Raw genomic sequence first — 19,756 nt, 5'->3', positions numbered from 1 at the left:
TGTTGTATTTCGTTCGACGGTGTTGCGGTTACTGCGTGTCGTCGGCCCATGCCTTCGCGGCGCGCACCGCACGCTGCCAGCCGGCCATGCGCTGCTCGACCTGCTCCTTCGGCATCGACGGCGCGAAGCGGCGATCGAGCTGCCACTGGTCGCGCACTTCGTCGAGGTTCTTCCAGTAGCCGATCGCGAGGCCCGCGAGGTAGGCCGCGCCGAGCGCGGTCGTCTCGGTGATCTGCGGACGCACCGCGTCGACGCCGAGCAGGTCGGCCTGGAACTGCATCAGCAGGTCGTTCGCGCTTGCGCCGCCGTCGACGCGCAACTCGCCGATGCTGATGCCCGAGTCGGCTTCCATCGCGGCCAGCACGTCGAGCGACTGGTACGCGATTGCATCGAGCGCCGCGCGGGCGAGATGCGCGGCGCTCGTGCCGCGCGTGACGCCGAACACCGAGCCGCGCGCCCGTGCGTTCCAGTGCGGCGCGCCGAGGCCGGCGAAGGCGGGCACGAGGTAGACGCCGTCGGTATGCGGCACGCTGGCTGCGAGCGCCTCGATTTCCGCGGCCGTCTTGATGAGGCCCACGCCGTCGCGCAGCCACTGCACGACCGCGCCCGCGATGAAGATGCTGCCTTCGAGCGCGTACTGCACGTCGTCGCCGATCTGCCACGCGATCGTCGTGACGAGGTTGTTCTTCGACTCGATCGGCTTGTCGCCGGTGTTCATCATCAGGAAGCAGCCGGTGCCGTAGGTGTTCTTCACCATGCCCGAGGTCGTGCACATCTGGCCGAACAGCGCGGCGTGCTGGTCGCCGGCGATCCCGGCGAGCGGGATCTTCGACGCGAACACGGTGGTCTTCGTGTGGCCGTAGATCTCCGACGACGCCTTCACTTCCGGCAGCATGCTGCGCGGGATGTCGAGCAGTTCGAGCAGCTCGCCGTCCCACTCGCGGGTGTGGATGTTGAACAGCATCGTGCGCGACGCGTTGGTCACGTCGGTCACGTGCAGCTCGTGCTTCGTGAAGTTCCACACGAGCCAGCTGTCGACGGTGCCGAACGCGAGCTTGCCCTGGCGCGCCTTGTCGCGCGCGCCCGGCACGTTGTCGAGAATCCAGCGGATCTTCGTCGCGGAGAAGTACGCGTCGATCGGCAGGCCGGTCTTCGCGCGCACCTTCGCTTCGAGGCCCTGCTGCTTCAGCGAATCGCAGAAGTCGGCCGTGCGGCGATCCTGCCAGACGATCGCGTTGTAGACGGGCTGGCCCGTCTCGCGATCCCAGACGATCGTCGTTTCGCGCTGGTTCGTGATGCCGATCGCGGCGATCGACGTGCCGTTCAGGCCCGTGCGCGTGACGGCTTCCGCGGCGACGCCGGCTTGCGTCGACCAGATTTCCTGCGGGTCGTGCTCGACCCAGCCGGGTTGCGGGTAGATCTGTTCGAATTCCTTCTGGGCGATCGATACGATATTGCCCTGGCGATCGAACAGCATCGCGCGGGAACTCGTGGTGCCCTGGTCAAGCGCGAGGATGTACTGGTCCTGCATGTCTCTCATCTCCATCCGTGGATTGGCTTAGTTGTGATGCGCGCCGCATGTGGGCGGCGCGTCGGTGAGTCAACGTCGGTCAGGCAACTGCAACAGCATTCGAATCAGGCGTGCGGCGCATGCGCGGCGGCGAACCATGCGTCGACCGCGGCGGTCACCGCATCGAGCGTGCCGGGCGCGACGTGCAGCCCGAGCTTCGAGCGTCGCCACAGCACGTCCTGCGCGCAGGTCGCCCATTCGGCGTCGCGCAGGTAGCGCAGTTCCGCGTCGTGGATGCCCGGCGCGATTTCGGCGCCCAGATCGGCCAGCGACTTCGCGCCGTCGATCACGCGCTCCGCGCGGGTGCCGTACGCACGCGCATAGCGGCGCGCGAGTGCGGCGGGCAGCCACGGATGGCGTTTCGCGAACGCGCCGGCGAACTCGTCGAACTTCGCGTTCGCGATGCCGCCGCCGGGCAGCGCGGCGCCGGCAGTCCAGGTCTTCGCGTCGCGGCCGAGCGCGCGGCACAGCATGTCGCCGGCTTCTTCCGCGAGCTTGCGGAACGTCGTGATCTTGCCGCCGAACACCGACAGCAGCGGGGCGCCCGCGCCGTCGTCGAGCTCGAGGCGATAGTCGCGCGTGACGGCCGATGCGTTCGCCGCGTTCTCGTCTTCCAGCAGCGGGCGCACGCCCGAATAGGTCCAGTGCACGTCGGCCGGCGAGATCTTGCGCTTGAAGTAGCGGTTGATCGAATCGCACAGGTACTGCGTTTCGTCGCGATCGATCGCGACCCTCGCGGGATCGTTCGTGTATTCGACGTCGGTCGTGCCGATCAGCGTGAAATCGTGCTCGTACGGAATCGCGAAGATGATCCGCTTGTCCGGGTTCTGGAAGATGTACGCGTGGTCGTGATCGAACAGGCGGCGCGTGATGATGTGGCTGCCCTTCACGAGCCGCACGCTGTGATGCGCGCCGCGGCCGAGCGCGCCGTGCAGCACTTCGCCGACCCACGGGCCGGCCGCGTTCGCGATCGCGCGGGCATGCACGACGCGGATCGAACCGTGGGCCTGCTGCAGCCGCGCTTCCCATGCGTCGCCGCGACGCTCGGCGGAAACGAGCTTCGTGCGCGTCAGGATCTCGGCGCCGCGCTCCTTCGCGTCCATCGCGTTCAGCACGACGAGGCGGGCGTCGTCGACCCAGCCGTCGGAATACACGAAGCCGCGCTTGATCGAGTCGATCAGCGGCGCGCCGGCCGCATGGCGGCGCATGTCGATGCCGCGCGAGCCGGGCAGCAGTTCGCGTTTCGCGAGGTGATCGTAGAGGAACAGGCCGATGCGGATCAGCCAGGCCGGGCGCAGGTTCGGCATGTGCGGCATCACGAAGCGCAGCGGCCACATGATGTGCGGCGCCGCGCGCAGCAGCGTTTCGCGTTCCTGCAGCGCCTTGCGCACCAGCCCGAACTCGTTGTACTCGAGGTAACGCAGGCCGCCGTGAATCAGCTTCGTGCTGGACGACGACGTGTGCGACGCGAGGTCGTCCTGCTCGCAGAGCATGACCGACAGGCCGCGGCCGGCCGCATCGCGCGCGATCCCCGCGCCGTTGATGCCGCCGCCGACGACGAGCAGATCGTAGCGATTCGGTTGGGTCACCTGCTGTCCTTATCGTCTGTTGAAATGGGGCGAACATGAAATGTTCGAATTCGAAATTTAACGAACGAAATCGAAAAAGTAAAGTTCGAAAAAGCGGGGCCAGTAGCGCACCGGCCGATCCCGGACGATACTGGCGGAATCGACCGTTTCGCGAGGTGAATCATGCGTATTGGGATGTGGGCCGGCGTGGGCGCCGTCCTTCTGGCGGGGTGCAGCGCGGGTATGCCGCCGCTCGCCGGCAACTGGCGGGCGCCGTCGTTCGTCGACCTGCAGACGTCGTGCGGCGGCGCGGCGCGCGACTGGGGTGCGGACGCGCAGCCGGTCTACTCGGCGCTGTACGACGCGTACGTCGCGAAACGGTATCGCGGGCTGACCGAGGCGAACTATTGTGCGTTCGTAAACGAACTTTCGACCCACTATGTGGCGCCCGACGCGGCGGCGCGCGCCGGCTGGATCGCCTATTTCAACGGGGCGCGCGCGCAGGCCATCAGCTGGCGGGCGGCGGTCGATCCGACGCTGCGCGGCGGCTGATGCCGGCGGCGGCGAACGGCGGGCAGGCGGGAGGCCGGAACGAACGCGCGGCCGGAGTCCGGCCGCGCGTTCGGGTCAAAGCGGCGGGGCTTACGAATAGCGGTATTTGATGGATCGCAGCGCGGCGTCGCCGGTCTCGGTCACGCAGTATTTGCGTCCCGAGCCGAGGCCTTCCAGGCGGACGAGCTGTTGTTCGAGCAGGATGTCCAGTTCATCCCGATCCATGTCGCGCTGATCAGGCGCGTCCTTCACAAGCAAGAGCGTGGCGAATTCATGCGGACTCAGCATCGTTCTCTCCATGGCAATCGGACTGCCCGCGCGGCCGGCGCACACGCCGCCGCGCGATACCCCGCGAGGGTATGGCTTGGGGGGAAAAGCTGCATTCGCCGGCCTGCGATTCGCACCGCCCTGGCACAGGCGGATCGGCGAACGGGCCGGGGAACTGGAGTCTAGTCGAGTGCGCAGGCAACGACAAATCGTGCCCCGTTAATTTTCCGTTTGACAGAAGGGCCCGCCGCGAGCGGTCCGCGCGCGGCGTCAACTTCTTGATTTCACTTGAAGTTTCAGGTGCGCTGCAGCATCGCGCGCGTCATTCCGCGACGTACACCTGGGTGCCGGCGGCGGCCACCGTGTCGGCCATGTCGGGCGGCAGCGGCTTGTCGGTGAAAAGCGCGTGCACCTGGCTCAGATGGCCCTGGCGCACGAGCGCCGGGCGGCCGACCTTCGAATGGTCGGTCACGAGGTAGACCGTGCGCGCATGCTGCATGATCGCCTCGGCGACGCGCACCTCGCGCGTGTCGAAATCGCGCAGCGTGCCGTCGGCCTCGATCGCCGACGTGCCGATGATCGCGTAGTCGACCTTGAACTGGCGGATGAAGTCGATCGCGAGCTCGCCGACGATGCCCTTGTCCCACGGCCGCACGATGCCGCCCGTGATCAGCACCTCGCAGTCGGGGTAGCCGCTCATCATCGACGCGACGTTCAGGTTGTTCGTGATCACGTGCAGCCCGTGATGGCGGTTCAGCGCGCGCGCGACTTCCTCGGTCGTCGTGCCGAGGTTGATGAACAGCGACGCCTGGTCGGGGATGTGCGACGCCGCGAGCGCCGCGATGCGCCGCTTCTCGTCGTGGAACATCCGCTGGCGCGCCGTATACGACACGTTCTCCGAGCTGGTCGGCAGGCTCGCGCCGCCGTGGTAGCGGCGCAGCAGGTTCAGGTCGGCGAGCCAGTTCACGTCGCGGCGGATCGTCTGCGGCGTCACCGCGAAGTGCGCGGCGAGATCGTCGACGGTCACGAAGCCGTCGCGCTGCACCCATTCGAGCAGTTCCTGCTGGCGCGCGTTGAGGGTGAGGCGGGGATCTCGGGTCATGGCTCGATGGTCGGGTCGTGAGACGGAGCGGGTATTGTAAGGGCGGCAACGGCGTTCGGCCGGCCAGCCGGCCCTCGGCGTACATGATTCATGTAGAAATTGCATGGATTCATGTGACAAATGAATTTGTGCGATTGCGCCGATCGCGCTGCAATGGCGGATTGCCCGCTCGTGCGGGCGCGTTCATTCGGCTTTCGACGAGGTGGTATCGATGACTGATTTCAACTGGCACAACCCGTATCCGTCGACCCGCATCCCGGTGTTCGCGCGCAACGTCGTGTCGACGTCGCACCCGCTTGCCGCGCAGGCCGGGCTGCGGATGCTGTGGAAGGGCGGTAACGCGGTGGATGCGGCGCTGGCCGCGGCCGCCGCGATCACGGTCGTCGAGCCCGTGTCGTGCGGGCTCGGCGGCGACGCATTCGCGCTCGTGTGGGACGGCGAGCGGCTGTCCGGGCTGAATGCATCGGGCGTCGCGCCGGCCGCGTGGAACGTCGACTACTTCCGCAAGCGCCACGGCGCCAACGCGCGCGGCATCGCGAACCAGCCGACGCGCGGCTGGGACACGGTCACCGTGCCGGGCGTGATCGCGGGCTGGGAAGCGCTGCACGCGAAGTTCGGTTCGCTGCCGTTCGCGGACCTGCTCGAGCCGGCGATCGAGATCGCGGAGCGCGGCTATTCGGTGTCGCCGATCGTCGCGCACAAGTGGGCGGCGGCCGTTCCGGAACTGCAGGGCCTGCCCGGCTTCGCGGACACCTTCATGCCGCGCGGCCGCGCGCCGCTCGTTGGCGAACGCATGTGCCTGCCCGGTCATGCGCAGACGCTGCGCACGCTCGCGAAGGACGGTGCGCGTGCGTTCTACGAAGGCGCGCTCGCCGAGCGTATCGCCGCGTTCGCGCGCGAAGGCGGCGGGGCGCTGACCGAAGCCGACTTGCGTGCGTACCGGCCGGAATGGGTCGAGCCGATCGGCAAGCGCTTCGGCCGCCACACGATTCACGAGATCCCGCCGAACGGGCAGGGCATCGCCGCGCTGATCGCGCTCGGCATCGCCGAGCACGCGGGCGCGACCGAATGGCCGGTCGACTCGGTCGATTCGCAGCATCTGCAGATCGAGGCGATGAAGCTCGCGTTCGCGGACGTCTATCGCTACGTCGCCGATCCGCGCGCGATGGACGTCACGCCCGAACAGATGCTCGACGACGCCTATCTCGCGGAACGCGCGAAGCTGATCGATCCTGCACGCGCGACGCACTTCGCCGCCGGCCGCCCGCATTCGGGCGGCACGATCTACCTGTCGGCGGCCGACGAACGCGGCATGATGGTGAGCTTCATCCAGTCGAACTACATGGGCTTCGGTTCGGGGCTCGTCGTGCCCGGCACGGGCATTGCGCTGCAGAACCGCGGGCACGGCTTCTCGATGGACCCGGCTTCGCCGAACGTCGTCGCGGGCGGCAAGCGGCCGTTCCACACGATCATCCCGGCGTTCGTCACCGAGGAAGCCAACGGCCGCACCGAGGCCGTGATGAGCTTCGGCGTGATGGGCGGCGACATGCAGCCGCAGGGCCACCTGCAGACCGTCGTGCGGATGCTCGGCTATGGCCAGCAGCCGCAGGCCGCATGTTGCGCGCCGCGCTGGAAGGTCAACCGCGACTTCACGCTCGACGTCGAGGCGACGATGAACCGCGCGACGGTCGACGCGCTGGCTGCCCGCGGCCACACGATCAAGTCGATCGACGATCCTTACATGGATTTCGGTTCGGGGCAGTTCGTCTGGCGCCTCGATCCCGACGATCCGGAGCGCGGCTACGTGGCCGCGAGCGACAGCCGGCGCGATGGGCTCGCGGCCGGTTTCTGACGGATCGCTTCCGACCTCCTTTGCAGTTGTCCAGCTTCACGGGCGGCCGAATGGCCGCCCGTGTCGTTTGAGGCGGCGCATGCCCTCGACGCTGCGCAAGCGGTTTGAAGGCCTCGTCTAACGAACGGCAACGGACGCCGTGGAACTGCGCCTGTCGGGTATGGTCAGTGCTTTGGAGCACGAACGTCAAAGTCCGGCTAAGATGCCAGGATGGTTCGGCCGGACCGACTCACTATAAACGCATGTAAAACGCCGCCTGCGGATCGGCTGGCGCCTGTGCCCCGGGCATGGGCCGGCCTCCGCGCGACGACTGGGAGCGCACCACCATGGACACCAAAACGACGCATGTGATGCCGTGGCGTATCGAGGACATCGACCTGAACCGGATCGATCGTCAGCGTGCCGCCGCGAACGAGGATCTGTTGTTGCTGCTGTGCGCATCGTCGTTCATCGAAAGCGGCTCGGATCTCTATACGAGCAATCTGAGCGAATTCTTCAATGACGATCCGGAAGTCTCCGCATGGCTCAACAATGCATGGGAGCACGAAGAATTGCAGCACGGCCGCGCGCTGAAAGCGTACATCGCGCACGTGTGGCCCGAGTTCGACTGGGATACCGCCTTCGCGAATTTCTTTGCCGAGTATTCGAAGACCTGCTCGGTCGAGGCGTTCGAAAAAACCCGCGCACTCGAAATGGTCGCACGCTGCGTCGTCGAGACGGGCACGGCGACGCTCTATCGCGCGATCAACGAATGCTCGGACGAGCCGGTGCTGAAGGAAATCACCGACAACATCCGCACGGACGAAGTGCGCCACTACAAGCACTTCTTCAAATTCTTCAAGAAGTACAACCAGGTCGAAGGCAACGGCCGGCTCGCGGTGCTCGGGGCCCTCGCGCGCCGCGTGATGGAAATCAAGAACGAGGATTCCGAGATCGCGCTGCGCCACGTCTTCGCGATTCGCTATCCGGACCGCGTCGGCGACAGCCAATACAACCGCGAGCGCGCCGCGCGCATCAGCAGGCTCGTGCGGCGCAACCTGTCGGCCGACATGTGCGTGAAGATGCTGCTCAAGCCGCTCGATCTGCCCGCGAAGATCCAGCCGGGCGTCCACTATCCGCTCACGAAGATCACGCGGCACGTTTTCCTGCGCTGATCGCCGCGGCGCGGCCCGTCGCGCGCAGGCTGGCGCATCCTCATCCGACCCGCACCGGGGCCACGCCATCATGACCGATACCCATCGCCACGCGCTCGAACAATGGACGTTCGACGCGTGGCCGTCCGCCGTCGTGTCGTTGTTCGACGGCACCGCACTCGAACGTCATGCCGATATCGCCGCGTCGCTGATCGTCGCGACCGACGACGGCCAGTTGCGCACGACGCTGCTCGGCGTCGGCGAGATCTATGCACGCGATGCGCGCACGCTGCTGATCGCGCTCTGGCCGCAGTCGCGAGCGGCGCGCGCGATCGCGCAACGGCGCACGGCCGCGTTGACGCTCGTCGCGGACGGTGCGTTCTTTCAGGCGCAACTGCAGATGGCGCCGCTCGACGGAGACTTCGGCGGACTGGCCGGATTCGCTGCGACGATCGCGCACGGCGATGCGCAGCGGGTCGGCTATGCGCGTCTCGCGACGGGTGTCACGTTCACGCTGGAAGGGGAGCGCGTCGCGGTGCTCGCACGCTGGCAGCGCCAGATCGAGCACCTGCGGCGCGCGGCCGCGCGGCTTCAGTGACCGCGCTGGCCGCTGCGCGACGAACGGTTGCGGTTCGCGTGCGCGGCGTTGCCGCTCGCCGGCCGGGCGCCGTTGCCGCCGGCCGCCGGACGTCCGCCGCCGTTACCACCGGCACCGCCTTGCGTGCGCGGCTTCGCGGCCTTCTGCGGTGCCGCCTTCGGTTGCGCGTTGCCGTCGCGTTTCGCGGCGGGCTGGCCTGAGCCGCCGCCACGCGGCGGGCGATTGCCGCCACCGCCGCGCGGTTGCTGTTGCCCGCGGCGCTGCTGGATCGGCTCCGGCTTCGCGTTCGGATCGGGTTCGAAGCCCGCGATCACTTCCTGCGGGATCTCGCGCTTGATCAGCCGCTCGATGTCGCGCAGCAGCAGCTTCTCGTCGACGCACACGAGCGACACGGCTTCGCCGGTCGCGCCCGCGCGGCCCGTGCGGCCGATCCGGTGCACGTAATCCTCGGGCACGTTCGGCAGGTCGAAGTTGACGACGTGCGGCAACTGGTCGATGTCGATCCCGCGCGCGGCGATATCGGTCGCGACGAGCACCTGCAGCGTGCTGTTCTTGAACTCGGCCAGCGCGCGCGTCCGGGCCGACTGGCTCTTGTTGCCGTGGATCGCCATCGCGCTGATGCCGTCCTTCGTCAGTTGCTCCGCCAGCCGGTTCGCACCGTGCTTGGTGCGCGTGAACACGAGCACCTGGAACCAGTTGTGTTCGCGGATCAGGTGCGTGAGCAGCTCGCGCTTGCGGTCGCGGTCGACCGGGTGAATCTTCTGCGCGACGCTCTCGGCGGTCGTGTTGCGGCGGGCGACCTCGATCAGCGCGGGCGAGTCGAGCAGGCTGTCGGCAAGCGCCTTGATCTCGTCGGAGAAGGTGGCCGAGAACAGCAGGTTCTGGCGCTGTGGCGGCAGCTTCGCGAGCACGCGCTTGATGTCGTGGATGAAGCCCATGTCGAGCATCCGGTCGGCTTCGTCGAGCACGAGGATGTCGAGATCCGACAGGTCGATGGTCTTCTGCTGCATGTGGTCGAGCAGGCGCCCCGGCGTCGCGACGACGATGTCGACACCGCGCTTGAGCGCATCGATCTGCGGATTGATGCTGACGCCGCCGAACATTACGGTCGAGCGCAGCTTCAGGTACTTGCTGTACGCGCGCACGCTTTCCTCGACCTGGGCGGCGAGTTCGCGCGTCGGCGTGAGGATCAGTGCGCGCACCGCGCGCTTCGCGCCGCGGTGCTCGGCATAGAACGTGTGCAGGCGTTGCAGGATCGGCAGCGTGAAGCCGGCGGTCTTGCCGGTGCCGGTCTGTGCGCCGGCGAGCAGGTCGCCGCCGCCGAGGACGGCCGGGATCGCCTGCTGCTGGATCGGGGTCGGCGACGTGTAGCCGAGCTCGTTGACCGCCTTGACCAGCGGTTCGGCCAAGCCGAGAGATTCGAAAGACATAGATACCACTCTTGAGTTTTATGATCGGCGATGCGTCGCGCGGCCCGCGCGGCAAACCTGCATCGCAAAACAGCCAAAAAGCAAAAGGGCGCGGCCGCGGTTTCCCGCAGCCGCGCCCCGTGTGTGTGAGCCGCTTCTTAGTCGAGCGGCGCGGAACGCAGATCGCTCACCTGTTGCGGCGAGATCGGCGTACCGTTGTTACCCCAAGACATCCGGATATACGTGACGACCGCCGCGACTTCCTGGTTCGACAGCGACTGTGCGAACGGCGGCATCCCGTACGGACGCGGATTCTTGAACGTGCTCGGCGGGTAGCCGCCATTCAGCACCATGCGGATCGGGTTGACGGCCGATTCCATCATGATCGAGTGGTTGCCCGCGAGCGGCGGATAGGCCGGCGGCTTGCCGGCGCCGTTTTCGGCGTGGCAGGTCGCGCAGTTGTCCGCGTAGATCTTCTTGCCCTGGTCGAACAGCGCGTTGCCGAACTGCTTCGACGGCTCGTACTGCATGTTCTTCGGGGCTTCGGCCTTCTGCGGGATCGACTTCAGGTACGTCGACATCGCGCGCGTATCTTCGTCGGTCATGTACTGCAGGCTGTTGTGGACCACGTCCGCCATCGGGCCGAACACCGCGCCCTTCTGCGACACGCCGGCTTGCAGCAGGTCGGACAGCTCCTGCACGTGCCAGTCGCCGAGGCCGAGTTCCTTGTCGTTCGTCAGCGACGGCGCATACCAGTTCTGCAGCGGGATCAGGCCGCCGGCGAATGCCGACGAGTTCACCGGGCCGCCCATCATGTTGATCGACGTGTGGCACATCGAGCAGTGGCCGAGGCCTTCGACGAGATACGCGCCGCGATTCCATTCGACCGACTTCGTCGGATCCGGCTTGTACTCGCCTTCCTTGAAGAACAGCGTGCGCCAGCCGATCAGCAGGTTGCGGTTGTTGAACGGGAACTTCAGTTCGTGCGGACGGCTCGGCACCGACACCGGCGCCACCGAGCGCAGGTACGCGTAGATCGCGTCCGAATCGGCGCGCGTGACCTTCGTGTAGCTCGCGAACGGGAAGCCCGGATAGAGCAGGCTGCCGTCCTTCGAACGGCCGGTGTGCATCGCGCGGTAGAAGTCGTCCGACGTCCACTTGCCGATGCCGTCCTTGTCGTCCGGCGTGATGTTCGGCGTGTACATCGTGCCGAACGGCGTCGCCATCGGCAGGCCGCCCGCGAACGGCTTGCCGCCGCGCACGGTGTGGCACGCGATACAGTCGCCGACGCGCGCGAGGTATTCGCCCTTCTTGATCAGCGCGGCCTGGTCGGCCGGCGTGGCCGCGACGGCGGCGGCGCCGTGCAGCGTGTCGTTGCCCGGCCACAGAACCGGCACGAGGGCGGCGGCCGCGATGATCGCGACGGCCGAGAGTGCAAACAGGGACTTGCGTTTCATTGTGTCTGTCTCCCTTGCCTTATTGCGGTTCGCTGCCGCAGGCGAGCGGAGTCTTCATCGAACGCGCCGGAGCCGGCACGGGGTTGGCGGGCGCCGGTTGCGCGGCGAGCCATGCGGTCACGGCCGTCACGTCTTCGTCGGAAAGCTTCGCGGCGATGTCGTGCATGCAATCGGGCGCCTTCGCGTGGCGGTTGCCCGAGCGCCATGCGCCGAGCTGCGCGCTCAGGTAATCGGCGTGCAGGCCGACGAGGCCCGGGATCGCCGGCTGCATGCCGGTCAGCCCTGCGCCGTGGCAGGCCACGCAGGCCGGCAGCTTGCGGGACGGGTCGCCCTGCGTGACGAGCTGCTTGCCGCGTGCGAGCGTCGCGGCCGGCAGCGTCGGCTTCGCCGGCGTCGGGTACGGCGGACGCTCGGCCGAGAAGTGCTCGGCGATTTCGCGTAGGTAGTCGTCGTTCAGGTACGTCAGCAGGTAATTCATCGGCGGGTACTTGCGCCGGCCGTCACGGAAGTTGACGAGCTGGTTGTACAGGTACTCAGCCGGCTTGCCGGCAAGCCGCGGGAAATAGTCGTTGTCCGTGCCCTGGCCGTGAACGCCGTGGCATGCGGTACAGCCGCGCACGCGCTCGGCCATGGTATCGGGTGCCTTGAGCGGCGCCTGCTGGGCGTGCGCTTGCTCCGTGGGCTTGGTCTGCGCTTGGGCAGCGCTCGTAAGGCCCGCGCCGCCGATCATCAGAACGGCGAGCAGCGGACGGAAGAGGCGTCTTGAAGACACACGAGACTCCATGATTATTCGTCGGGGACCTTGTCCGGGCTACGATCGGCTCGGCGCATGGACGGCAGGACAGCCGGGCTGCTGCGACGCGGCATTCTATCATCGATGGGTAATGACGGCTATTTGACGAAAGGACATCGGTTCCTGTCTGTTTGCGACTTGCGACAATTTGACGCGCATTGCGCCGCGCGCGAGTGAACCGGCGTGCGCTTTCACCCTCGAAGACCGTACACTCGCGGGTCGCGCGGCGCCGCCTCCGCCGCAGGTCCAGTCATTTCTCCCGTTTCCGGATTCATCGATGACGTTTCTTACCGTGCCGTTGCCTGCCTCACGCCGTCCGTCCCGTTGCCGCCGCACTGCCGGCCTGCCGCTTGCGGGAGGGCATGCGCGATGAAGTTCGACAGCTTGTGGATCGGTCAGGTCGCGCTCGCGGCGCTGATGGACGCGGCGTTCGCGATGGCGGTCGGCTCGGCGCTGCTCAAGGCGTGGCTCGGCAAGGACGGCGCGCGGCCGGTCGTCGCGCCGTCGCACCCCGCATGGCTGCGTGCGCAACATTCGCTGGTCGCGGCGGCGCTGGCGCTGGTGCTCGCCGATCTCGGCTGGCTCGTCTACGAGGCCGCGGCGATGAGCGGCGCGGGGCTCGGCGGCGCGTTCGCCGCGATACCCGTCATGCTGATGCAGACGCATACGGGCTTCGCGTGGAGCGTCGCGTTCGCCGGCGCGGTGGTGCTCGCGATCGTCGCGCTCGCGAAGCCGGACGGTCCGCTCGCGCATGCGGTGCTGTGGCTCGCGGTGATCGTGGTCGCGGCCGGCAAGGCGTCGCTCGGCCATGCGGCCGATAGCGGCGTGCTGTCCGCGGCGGTCGGCGTGCAGACGCTGCACCTGCTGGCCACCGCCGTATGGGGCGGCCTCGTGCTCGCGGGTGGGCTCGCGGTGCTGCCGGCGCTGGGCTCGTCGGTCGCGCGCGGCGCGCTGATCCGCATCGGCCAGCAGCTGTCGCGTACGTCGATCGTCGCGGTCGTCTTCGTGCTCGGCACCGGCGTGCTCAACGCGATCCGCGGGCTCGGCGGCTCGCTCGCGCCGCTCGACGGCAGCACGTGGGGGCGCGTGTTGCTGCTGAAGCTGCTGCTCGTCGCGCTCGCGCTCGTGCTCGGCGGGCTCAACCGCTTCTCGGCGCTGCCGCGCCTGCGCCGCACCGCATCGACCGAAGACGCGCACACGTTCCGCAACATCCTGCATCTCGAAGGGATGACGATGATCGGCGTATTCGTCGCGGCGGCCGTGCTGTCGTTCAGCGTGCCGGGGTTCGCGGCGCTCGGCTGACGGAAGCTTCTACGCGGCGCAATGCAAGAGCGCGATGCAGGGACGCGAAGGGCGTGCACCATGCATGGCATGCTCGCCGCGCATGTAAAAACGGCCGCCTGTCAGTTCATCGGGCGGCCGTACTCAAGTCGATGCGTACCGCGCCGGCCGCAGCCGCGCGCGATCCGCATCGCACTCACCACTCGGCGACGCTGCCGTCCGCGTGGCGCCACACCGGGTTGCGCCAGCGATGGCCGGTCTTCGCCATCTCGCGCACCTTTTCCTCGTTCACGTCGATGCCGAGCCCCGGGCCCTGCGGGATCGCGACGAAGCCGTCTTCGTAGCGGAACACTTCCGGGTTGCGCAGGTAGTCGAGCAGGTCGTTGCCCTGGTTGTAGTGGATGCCGAGGCTCTGCTCCTGGATGAACGCGTTGTAGCTGACCGCGTCGAGCTGCAGGCACGCGGCGAGCGCGATGGGCCCGAGCGGGCAGTGCAGCGCGAGCGCGACGTCGTAGCTTTCCGCGAGCGTCGCGATCTTGCGGCATTCGGTGATGCCGCCCGCGTGCGATGCGTCCGGCTGGATGATGTCGACGTAGCCGCCCGCGAGGATGTGCTTGAAGTCCCAGCGCGAGTACAGCCGTTCGCCGAGCGCGATCGGCGTGTCGGTCTGGTTGACGATGTCGCGCAGCGCCTCGGCGTTCTCCGACAGCACCGGCTCCTCGATGAACATCAGCTTGTACGGATCGAGTTCCTTCGCGAGCACCTTCGCCATCGGCTTGTGCACGCGGCCGTGGAAGTCGACGCCGATTCCCACGTGCGGGCCGACCGCGTCGCGCACCGCCGCGACGTTCGCGATCACCTGCTCGACCTTGTCGTAGGTGTCGACGATCTGCAGCTCTTCGGAACCGTTCATCTTCACGGCCTTGAAGCCGCGCTCGACGACCGCGCGCGCATTGTTCGCGACGTCGCTCGGCCGGTCGCCGCCGATCCACGAATACACCTTGATGCGGTCGCGCACCTGGCCGCCCAGCAGCGCGTGCACCGGCACGCCGTGATGCTTGCCCTTGATGTCCCACAGCGCCTGGTCGACGCCCGCGATCGCGCTCATCATGATCGGGCCGCCGCGGTAGAAGCCCGCGCGGTACATCACCTGCCAGTGATCTTCGATCAAGCGCGGGTCGCGGCCGACGAGGTAGTCGGCCAGTTCGTGCACGGCGGCCTCGACCGTGTGCGCGCGGCCTTCGACGACCGGCTCGCCCCAGCCGACGATGCCCTCGTCGGTTTCGATCTTGAGGAACAGCCAGCGGGGCGGGACGACGAAAGTTTCGAGGCGGGTGATTTTCATGACGCGGGTCTCCATGATTGACCGGTGCGGCCGTGCGAACGCGGCGCGCGATCCGTGCTTTCGCGGTTATCCTAGCGTAGTCGAATAAAAAATAGTATTAATAGCATTAATGTGCAGATAGTGGGCACCCCGCCCGACGGAGAACGATCATTCAACGCGACCTGCATGGACAGACGGCCTTCCGGCTCGCGACCGCGATCCTGCGCGGCGACTATCCGCCCGAATCGCTGCTGCCGAGGGAACCCGACCTGATGGAGATGTACGGCGTGAGCCGCACGGTGATGCGCGAGGCGTTGCGCACGCTGACGTCGAAGGGGTTGGTCGAATCGCGGCCGAAAGTCGGCACGCGCGTGCGGCCGCGCCGTGCGTGGAACCTGCTCGATGCCGATCTGCTCGACTGGTATGCGCGCGTCGCGCCGCCGCTCGCGTTCGCGCTGAAGCTGCAGGAGATGCGCGAGATGATCGAGCCGTACGCGGCTGCGCTGGCCGCGCGCACGCATACGCCCGACGCGTTCGACGCGATCGAGGGCGCGGCGCGCGCGATGGCCGCCGCGCGCAACGTCGACGAATGGGTACGCGCCGACCTGCGCTTTCACCTGAGCGTGCTGGAGGCCGGCGGCAACGAACTGCTGGTGCCGCTCGGTGCGCTGATCGATCGCACGCTCGAGGCACAACTGCAACTGAACGCGCGTCGGGCGGACGTGTACAACGCGTCGCTTGCCGAGCATACGGCCGTCAGCGACGCGATCCGCGTGCGCGACGAGGACGGCGCGCGCCGCGCGATGGCGACGCTGCTCGCGGTGACGCGCGCGCGCATCGAAGCGTCGTGACGGGAGCGGGGCGGCCGGTGTCGCGCCGTCAGGCGTTCGCGCAGCCGCCCGGCTTGTGGATGCGTTCCGTCGACGCCGGGTACTTCGCGAGCAGGCTCGCCGGTCGCCGCGGGCGCGCGACCAGGTCGCCGCCGCAGTTCGGGCAGCGGCCCTTCAGCACGTCGTCCGCGCAGGTCGCGCAAAACGTGCACTCGAATGTACAGATGCGCGCTTCCGCCGAATCGGGCGGCAAGTCCTTGTCGCAGCATTCGCAGCCGGGGCGCAGTTCGAGCATGACGGTCTCCTGGGTCGGTGACGGATGGGCGCCGCCCGGACATTGCGTGCGGCGCATGCGAGCGCTACTGTACGCGTTTGGATCGGCCCGGCCAACGGCGTCCCGCCCGGGCGCCGGCGACGCGCACGGGCCGCACCGGGAGACGACCATGCTTTATCGCGGAAGCTGTCACTGCGGAGACGTGACGTTCGACGCGCAAGGCGACCTGCAGGGCGTGATGGCGTGCAACTGCTCGATCTGCCGGCGCAAGGGTGCGCTGATGTGGTTCGTGCCGCGCGACCGCATGAAGCTGCTGACGCCGGACGAGAATCTGGCGACCTACATGTTCAACCAGCACGTGATCCGGCATCGCTTCTGCAAGCGCTGCGGGATTCATGCGTTCGGCGAAGGCGTCCACCCGGACGGCACCGCGATGGCCGCGATCAACGTGCGCTGCCTCGAGGGCGTCGACCTCGACGCGCTGCCCGTCACGCACTACGACGGCCGCTCGCGCTGAGCGGCGCGCCGGCGCGGGCGCGTCGCAATCGGTTCAGGACGGTTGCACGGCGGCCGCGTTCGGCGCGGATGTTTCCGCCTGCGGTGCGGGCCCGGCGGTGCGCGTGCCGGCGTCGGCCGGGCGTTCGATCAGCGGCGCGAGCGCGGGCGCCATCGACTTCAGCAACTGCACGGCCATCGCGCTCGTGAAGTCGTAGCGCGCCGCATACGGCTCGTGCGCGGTCGCCGTCAGCACGCCGAAGAACCGGTCGCCGATCGCGAACACGAAGGTGCCGCTGCGATTGACCTTGCGCGACTCGATCAGCCGCGCGCCGCGCGCATAGACGTTGAAACGCTGGTCGCCCGTCCCCGTCTTGCCGTACACGTCGAGCGTCTTGCCGTCCGGCAGCGTGAGCCCGCCCGCGAGGCGGCGCGCGGTGCCGTGGAGCACGACGTCGCGCAGCAGCGTGTGCGCGACGTTGACGATCTCCGGCGCCAGCATCGGCTGCGGCTGCGCGGCCGCGCGGACGAAGCGGGTTTCGTACGGCGTGCCTTTCGCGAAATCGAGCCGCGTGATCGTCTCGGTCGGCGCCTTCCGGCCGCCGTTCGCGATCAGGCCGATCAATTTCGCGAGCGCGTCGGGCTGGTCGCCCGATGCGCCGATCGCGGCCGCATAGGACGGCGTTACTTCCGCGAACGGGTAGCCGAGCGCGCGCCACGACTTCGTGATTTCCGCATACGCGCGCAGCTCGACCATGCGGCGGATACGCCGGTCCTGCGTCGCGTGGTAGCGGGTCTTGTACAGCCACGAATACGTGTAGAAACGCGCATCGCGGCTGTCGCGCTGAACGTCGGCGAGCGCTGCGCCCGGGTGCGCGCGCAGGTAGTTGAGCGTCCACAGCGCGAGCGGATGGACGCTCGCGATATAGCCGCGGTCGTTGAGGTTGAAGCGGTCGATCGCGTACTTCGCATAGAGCGCGGCGAGATCGTCGTCGGACAGCGTCGCGGCCGGCGTGCCTTTCAGTTGCGCGCGCATCTGCGCATCGAACCACGCGAGCGATTCGTTCGGCGCGACGCTGCGCAGCACCGTCGCGATCTTCGGCGGCGACTTGCGTACGTCGCGCAGCATCAGCGCGAGCGCGTCGTCGGGCGCCTTGCCCGCATAGCGCGTGTAGTAGCGCTTCACGTACACCTGGCTTTCGCCGTCGACGAATTGCTGGAGGTAATGCTGGCGCTGCGCGGGATCGCCGAGCCACGACGACGACGGGCCGGCCGCCTGCAGCGTCTCGTAGTGGACGATGTCGCGCATCAGCCGCACGAACACGAGGTTCACCGAGTGCTCGAACGCCGCGTGCAGCGTCATGATGCGGCCGTTGTCCGACTTCTCGAAGTTGGAGAACACCTGCGCGCCGCCGCCCGTGTAGAACACGTCCGGGCTCGCCGAATACTTGCGTTCGACGGCCGCATCGAGCATCGCCTGCAGCGAGCGGTCGTGCGTATGCGACAGGTAGTCGAGCGCCCAGCGCGACAGCCCGTCGATCGGATCGGGCTTCACGCGCGCCAGCTCCGCGTTCGACAGGTTCGCATAGCGCGCATGCAGGTCGGCCACGATCTGCAGGTACGTGATCAGCGTGCGCAGCTTCGCGGTCGAGCCGAGGTTGATGCGGCCGCCGCGATTCACGTCGAACGGCTGGTTCACGCTGTCGGTCTGCACGCGCAGCAGGTTCGCGCCGTTGCGGTGTTCGTACAGCGTGAAGCTGTACGTGAGATGCGACGGGTCGTCCTTCGGCGCGAGCATCTCGAAACCGTACAGGCCGGCGGCCTGCGCGCCTTCGCGCGTCGACGCCTGCGCAAGCCGCTGGGCGACCGCCTGCTGCACGCCGTTGTCGAGGGTGCTGGTGGCTTGCAGGTCGAGCTGGTCGAGCTGGTACAGGTCGCCGATGCCGAGTGCCGACAGCAACGACGCGCGCGCGGACGTCACGGCCTTGCGCGACACGAACGACTGCACGCGCGCGGCGGCCGGCGGCGCGCTGCGTTCGATCTGCGCGGCGAGCGCGGCGTCGCGCAGCGCGGGCGAGATCACACCGCCGTTCGACAGCAGCCGCAGGTAGCTGTCGGTCAGCTTCTGCAGCGCCGGATAGCCGCGGTTGAGGAAGTACGACGGCGCGCGCTGCGCGATCAGCAGCGACAACACCTCGCGGAACGTCTTGCCCTGCTGGTCGACGTTGTCGCCGGTCGTCGGCGCGGACAGCACGCGGTTCACGTCGTTGAAGTCGCGCCCGTACCACGCGGCCAGACCGTCGCCGATGCCGGTGATTTCGCCCACGTGCGGCCGCGCGGCGAGCGGCACCGAGTTCAGGTAGCGCACGACGATCGTGCGGCGCGCGAGCATCGTCTGCGGGCCGTTCAGGTAGGCGCGTACCGACGCGGAGGCGATCTGCCGCAGCTTCTCGGGCGGCGTCGCGGTGCGGCCCTCGGGCGAATGGCGGAACTTCTCGATCTGCGTCGCGAGCGTGCTGCCGCCCGGGCGCGCCTGGTGACGGTTGACGACGTGCAGCGCCTGGTCGGCGAGCGCGCGGCCGAAGCGCCCCCAGTCGATCGCCGGGTTGCGGTTCGGTTCGTTCGCATCGAGCAGGTAGCGATCCTCGATGAACAGCAGCGAATCGACGATCACGCGCGGCACCGTGTCGAAGTCGGCATAGACGCGCTGCGGAAACACGGTCGCGAACAGCGGCGAGCCGGTCGAATCGAACAGCATCAGGCCCGTCTGGTCTTTCTCTTCGTAAGGGAGAAACAGCCCGCGCTGGCCGAGCGACAGCATCCGCTGCGAATCGCGCGCCTGTTCGCTGACGACGAAGCCGCGTGCGAGCAGCCGCTGCTGGAATGCGGGAATCATCGCGTAGCCGAAGCGCCGGTCGTACGGGCCGTCGGCGGGGAAGCGGATGTGATCGCTCGGCCCCGCTTCGACCGTGTAGCCGACGTCGCGGGCGAGCTCGGACAGGTAGTGCGCCTGCAGCCGGGACGTTTCGATCTCGGTCTGCACGAGCCGCGCGACGATCGCCACCGCGATCAGCAATGCGGCGAGCAAAGACCACTTGACCCATGTCCAGACCGATGCCGGACCGGTCACGCGCGGCAGGATGCGATTCAGCGGCCGATTCATGGCGGCGTCTCCCTGAGGGCGCGGTTATCCGGCCGCACCCCATTAAGGATTAGTGTAGTCCTCCGCGGCGGGCTGCCAAGGGCGTCGA

Annotated in this window: 17 protein-coding genes; 7 read left to right on the top strand and 10 right to left on the bottom strand. The window is 67.9% G+C overall.

From position 1 onward, the window contains the following. Window positions 1–28: 28 nt before the first annotated feature. Window positions 29–1,531: a glycerol kinase GlpK gene (glpK, locus tag WS54_RS26990; protein ID WP_059780539.1), complete on the bottom strand. Its 1,503-nt coding sequence runs from the start codon at window positions 1,529–1,531 to the stop codon at window positions 29–31. 104 nt (window positions 1,532–1,635) lie between these two features. Further along, the gene (gene glpD, locus WS54_RS26985; RefSeq protein ID WP_059780540.1) at window positions 1,636–3,159 is read right to left on the bottom strand and encodes a glycerol-3-phosphate dehydrogenase; all 1,524 of its coding nucleotides are present in this window, start codon (window positions 3,157–3,159) and stop codon (window positions 1,636–1,638) included. 162 nt (window positions 3,160–3,321) lie between these two features. On the opposite strand from glpD, the gene WS54_RS26980 reads away from it, so the two are divergent. Next, window positions 3,322–3,690 carry a hypothetical protein gene (locus WS54_RS26980; protein ID WP_034208320.1) on the top strand — a complete coding sequence of 123 codons (369 nt, stop codon included), beginning with the start codon at window positions 3,322–3,324 and terminating at the stop codon, window positions 3,688–3,690. A gap of 90 nt (window positions 3,691–3,780) precedes the next feature. On the opposite strand, the gene WS54_RS26975 is transcribed toward WS54_RS26980, so the two are convergent. Both WS54_RS26975 and WS54_RS26965 read right to left on the bottom strand, forming a co-directional pair. Continuing rightward, complete coding sequence (locus WS54_RS26975) at window positions 3,781–3,978, bottom strand: hypothetical protein (protein ID WP_006477892.1); 198 nt, start codon at window positions 3,976–3,978, stop codon at window positions 3,781–3,783. Between the two features lie 301 nt (window positions 3,979–4,279). After that, window positions 4,280–5,059 carry a DeoR/GlpR family DNA-binding transcription regulator gene (locus WS54_RS26965; RefSeq protein ID WP_034208319.1) on the bottom strand — a complete coding sequence of 260 codons (780 nt, stop codon included), beginning with the start codon at window positions 5,057–5,059 and terminating at the stop codon, window positions 4,280–4,282. A gap of 211 nt (window positions 5,060–5,270) precedes the next feature. On the opposite strand from WS54_RS26965, the gene WS54_RS26960 reads away from it, so the two are divergent. The 3 genes from WS54_RS26960 (at window position 5,271) to WS54_RS26950 (ending at window position 8,642) form a co-directional block, all read left to right on the top strand. Next, window positions 5,271–6,911: a gamma-glutamyltransferase family protein gene (locus WS54_RS26960; protein ID WP_034208318.1), complete on the top strand. Its 1,641-nt coding sequence runs from the start codon at window positions 5,271–5,273 to the stop codon at window positions 6,909–6,911. Window positions 6,912–7,237: 326 nt separating this feature from the next. Then, window positions 7,238–8,065: a ferritin-like domain-containing protein gene (locus WS54_RS26955; protein ID WP_034208317.1), complete on the top strand. Its 828-nt coding sequence runs from the start codon at window positions 7,238–7,240 to the stop codon at window positions 8,063–8,065. Between the two features lie 70 nt (window positions 8,066–8,135). After that, window positions 8,136–8,642 carry a hypothetical protein gene (locus WS54_RS26950; protein WP_034208316.1) on the top strand — a complete coding sequence of 169 codons (507 nt, stop codon included), beginning with the start codon at window positions 8,136–8,138 and terminating at the stop codon, window positions 8,640–8,642. On the opposite strand, the gene WS54_RS26945 is transcribed toward WS54_RS26950, so the two are convergent. The 3 genes from WS54_RS26945 to WS54_RS26935 all read right to left on the bottom strand — a co-directional run bounded on the left by WS54_RS26945 (window position 8,636) and on the right by WS54_RS26935 (window position 12,292). Then, the gene (locus WS54_RS26945) at window positions 8,636–10,072 is read right to left on the bottom strand and encodes a DEAD/DEAH box helicase (protein ID WP_034208315.1); all 1,437 of its coding nucleotides are present in this window, start codon (window positions 10,070–10,072) and stop codon (window positions 8,636–8,638) included. The genes WS54_RS26950 and WS54_RS26945 overlap by 7 nt on opposite strands. 137 nt (window positions 10,073–10,209) lie before the next feature. Then, the gene (locus tag WS54_RS26940; RefSeq protein WP_034208314.1) at window positions 10,210–11,508 is read right to left on the bottom strand and encodes a c-type cytochrome; all 1,299 of its coding nucleotides are present in this window, start codon (window positions 11,506–11,508) and stop codon (window positions 10,210–10,212) included. Window positions 11,509–11,527: 19 nt separating this feature from the next. After that, window positions 11,528–12,292, bottom strand: coding sequence for a c-type cytochrome (locus tag WS54_RS26935; RefSeq protein WP_034208313.1), 765 nt, complete (start codon window positions 12,290–12,292; stop codon window positions 11,528–11,530). A 378-nt stretch (window positions 12,293–12,670) separates the two neighbouring features. Here WS54_RS26935 and WS54_RS26930 point away from each other — a divergent pair, with 378 nt between their 5' ends. Then, window positions 12,671–13,603, top strand: a complete 933-nt coding sequence (locus WS54_RS26930; protein ID WP_034208312.1) for a CopD family protein — start codon at window positions 12,671–12,673, stop codon at window positions 13,601–13,603. Between the two features lie 175 nt (window positions 13,604–13,778). Here the strand turns inward: WS54_RS26930 and dgoD are convergent, their stop codons facing one another. Further along, entirely contained in the window at window positions 13,779–14,927 is a 1,149-nt protein-coding gene (dgoD, locus tag WS54_RS26925; RefSeq protein ID WP_059780571.1) for a galactonate dehydratase, read from the bottom strand. Window positions 14,928–15,073: 146 nt separating this feature from the next. On the opposite strand from dgoD, the gene WS54_RS26920 reads away from it, so the two are divergent. Then, window positions 15,074–15,757 (top strand): FadR/GntR family transcriptional regulator, encoded by a 684-nt coding sequence (locus WS54_RS26920; RefSeq protein ID WP_034208310.1) that lies wholly within the window; start codon window positions 15,074–15,076, stop codon window positions 15,755–15,757. Window positions 15,758–15,785: 28 nt separating this feature from the next. Here the strand turns inward: WS54_RS26920 and WS54_RS26915 are convergent, their stop codons facing one another. Beyond that, window positions 15,786–16,031 (bottom strand): DUF1272 domain-containing protein, encoded by a 246-nt coding sequence (locus WS54_RS26915; protein WP_059780572.1) that lies wholly within the window; start codon window positions 16,029–16,031, stop codon window positions 15,786–15,788. A gap of 148 nt (window positions 16,032–16,179) precedes the next feature. Between WS54_RS26915 and WS54_RS26910 the strand changes: the two genes are divergently transcribed. Next, window positions 16,180–16,527, top strand: coding sequence for a GFA family protein (locus WS54_RS26910; protein WP_059780541.1), 348 nt, complete (start codon window positions 16,180–16,182; stop codon window positions 16,525–16,527). 33 nt (window positions 16,528–16,560) lie between these two features. Here WS54_RS26910 and WS54_RS26905 read toward each other — a convergent pair whose 3' ends face one another. After that, window positions 16,561–19,668, bottom strand: a complete 3,108-nt coding sequence (locus WS54_RS26905; RefSeq protein ID WP_059780542.1) for a transglycosylase domain-containing protein — start codon at window positions 19,666–19,668, stop codon at window positions 16,561–16,563. Window positions 19,669–19,756: the final 88 nt, after the last annotated feature.

The organism is Burkholderia sp. NRF60-BP8 (assembly GCF_001522585.2).
Taxonomy (GTDB): domain Bacteria; phylum Pseudomonadota; class Gammaproteobacteria; order Burkholderiales; family Burkholderiaceae; genus Burkholderia.
Note: the sequence above shows the minus strand (reverse complement) of the source record. Positions and strands in the feature narration are given on the sequence as shown.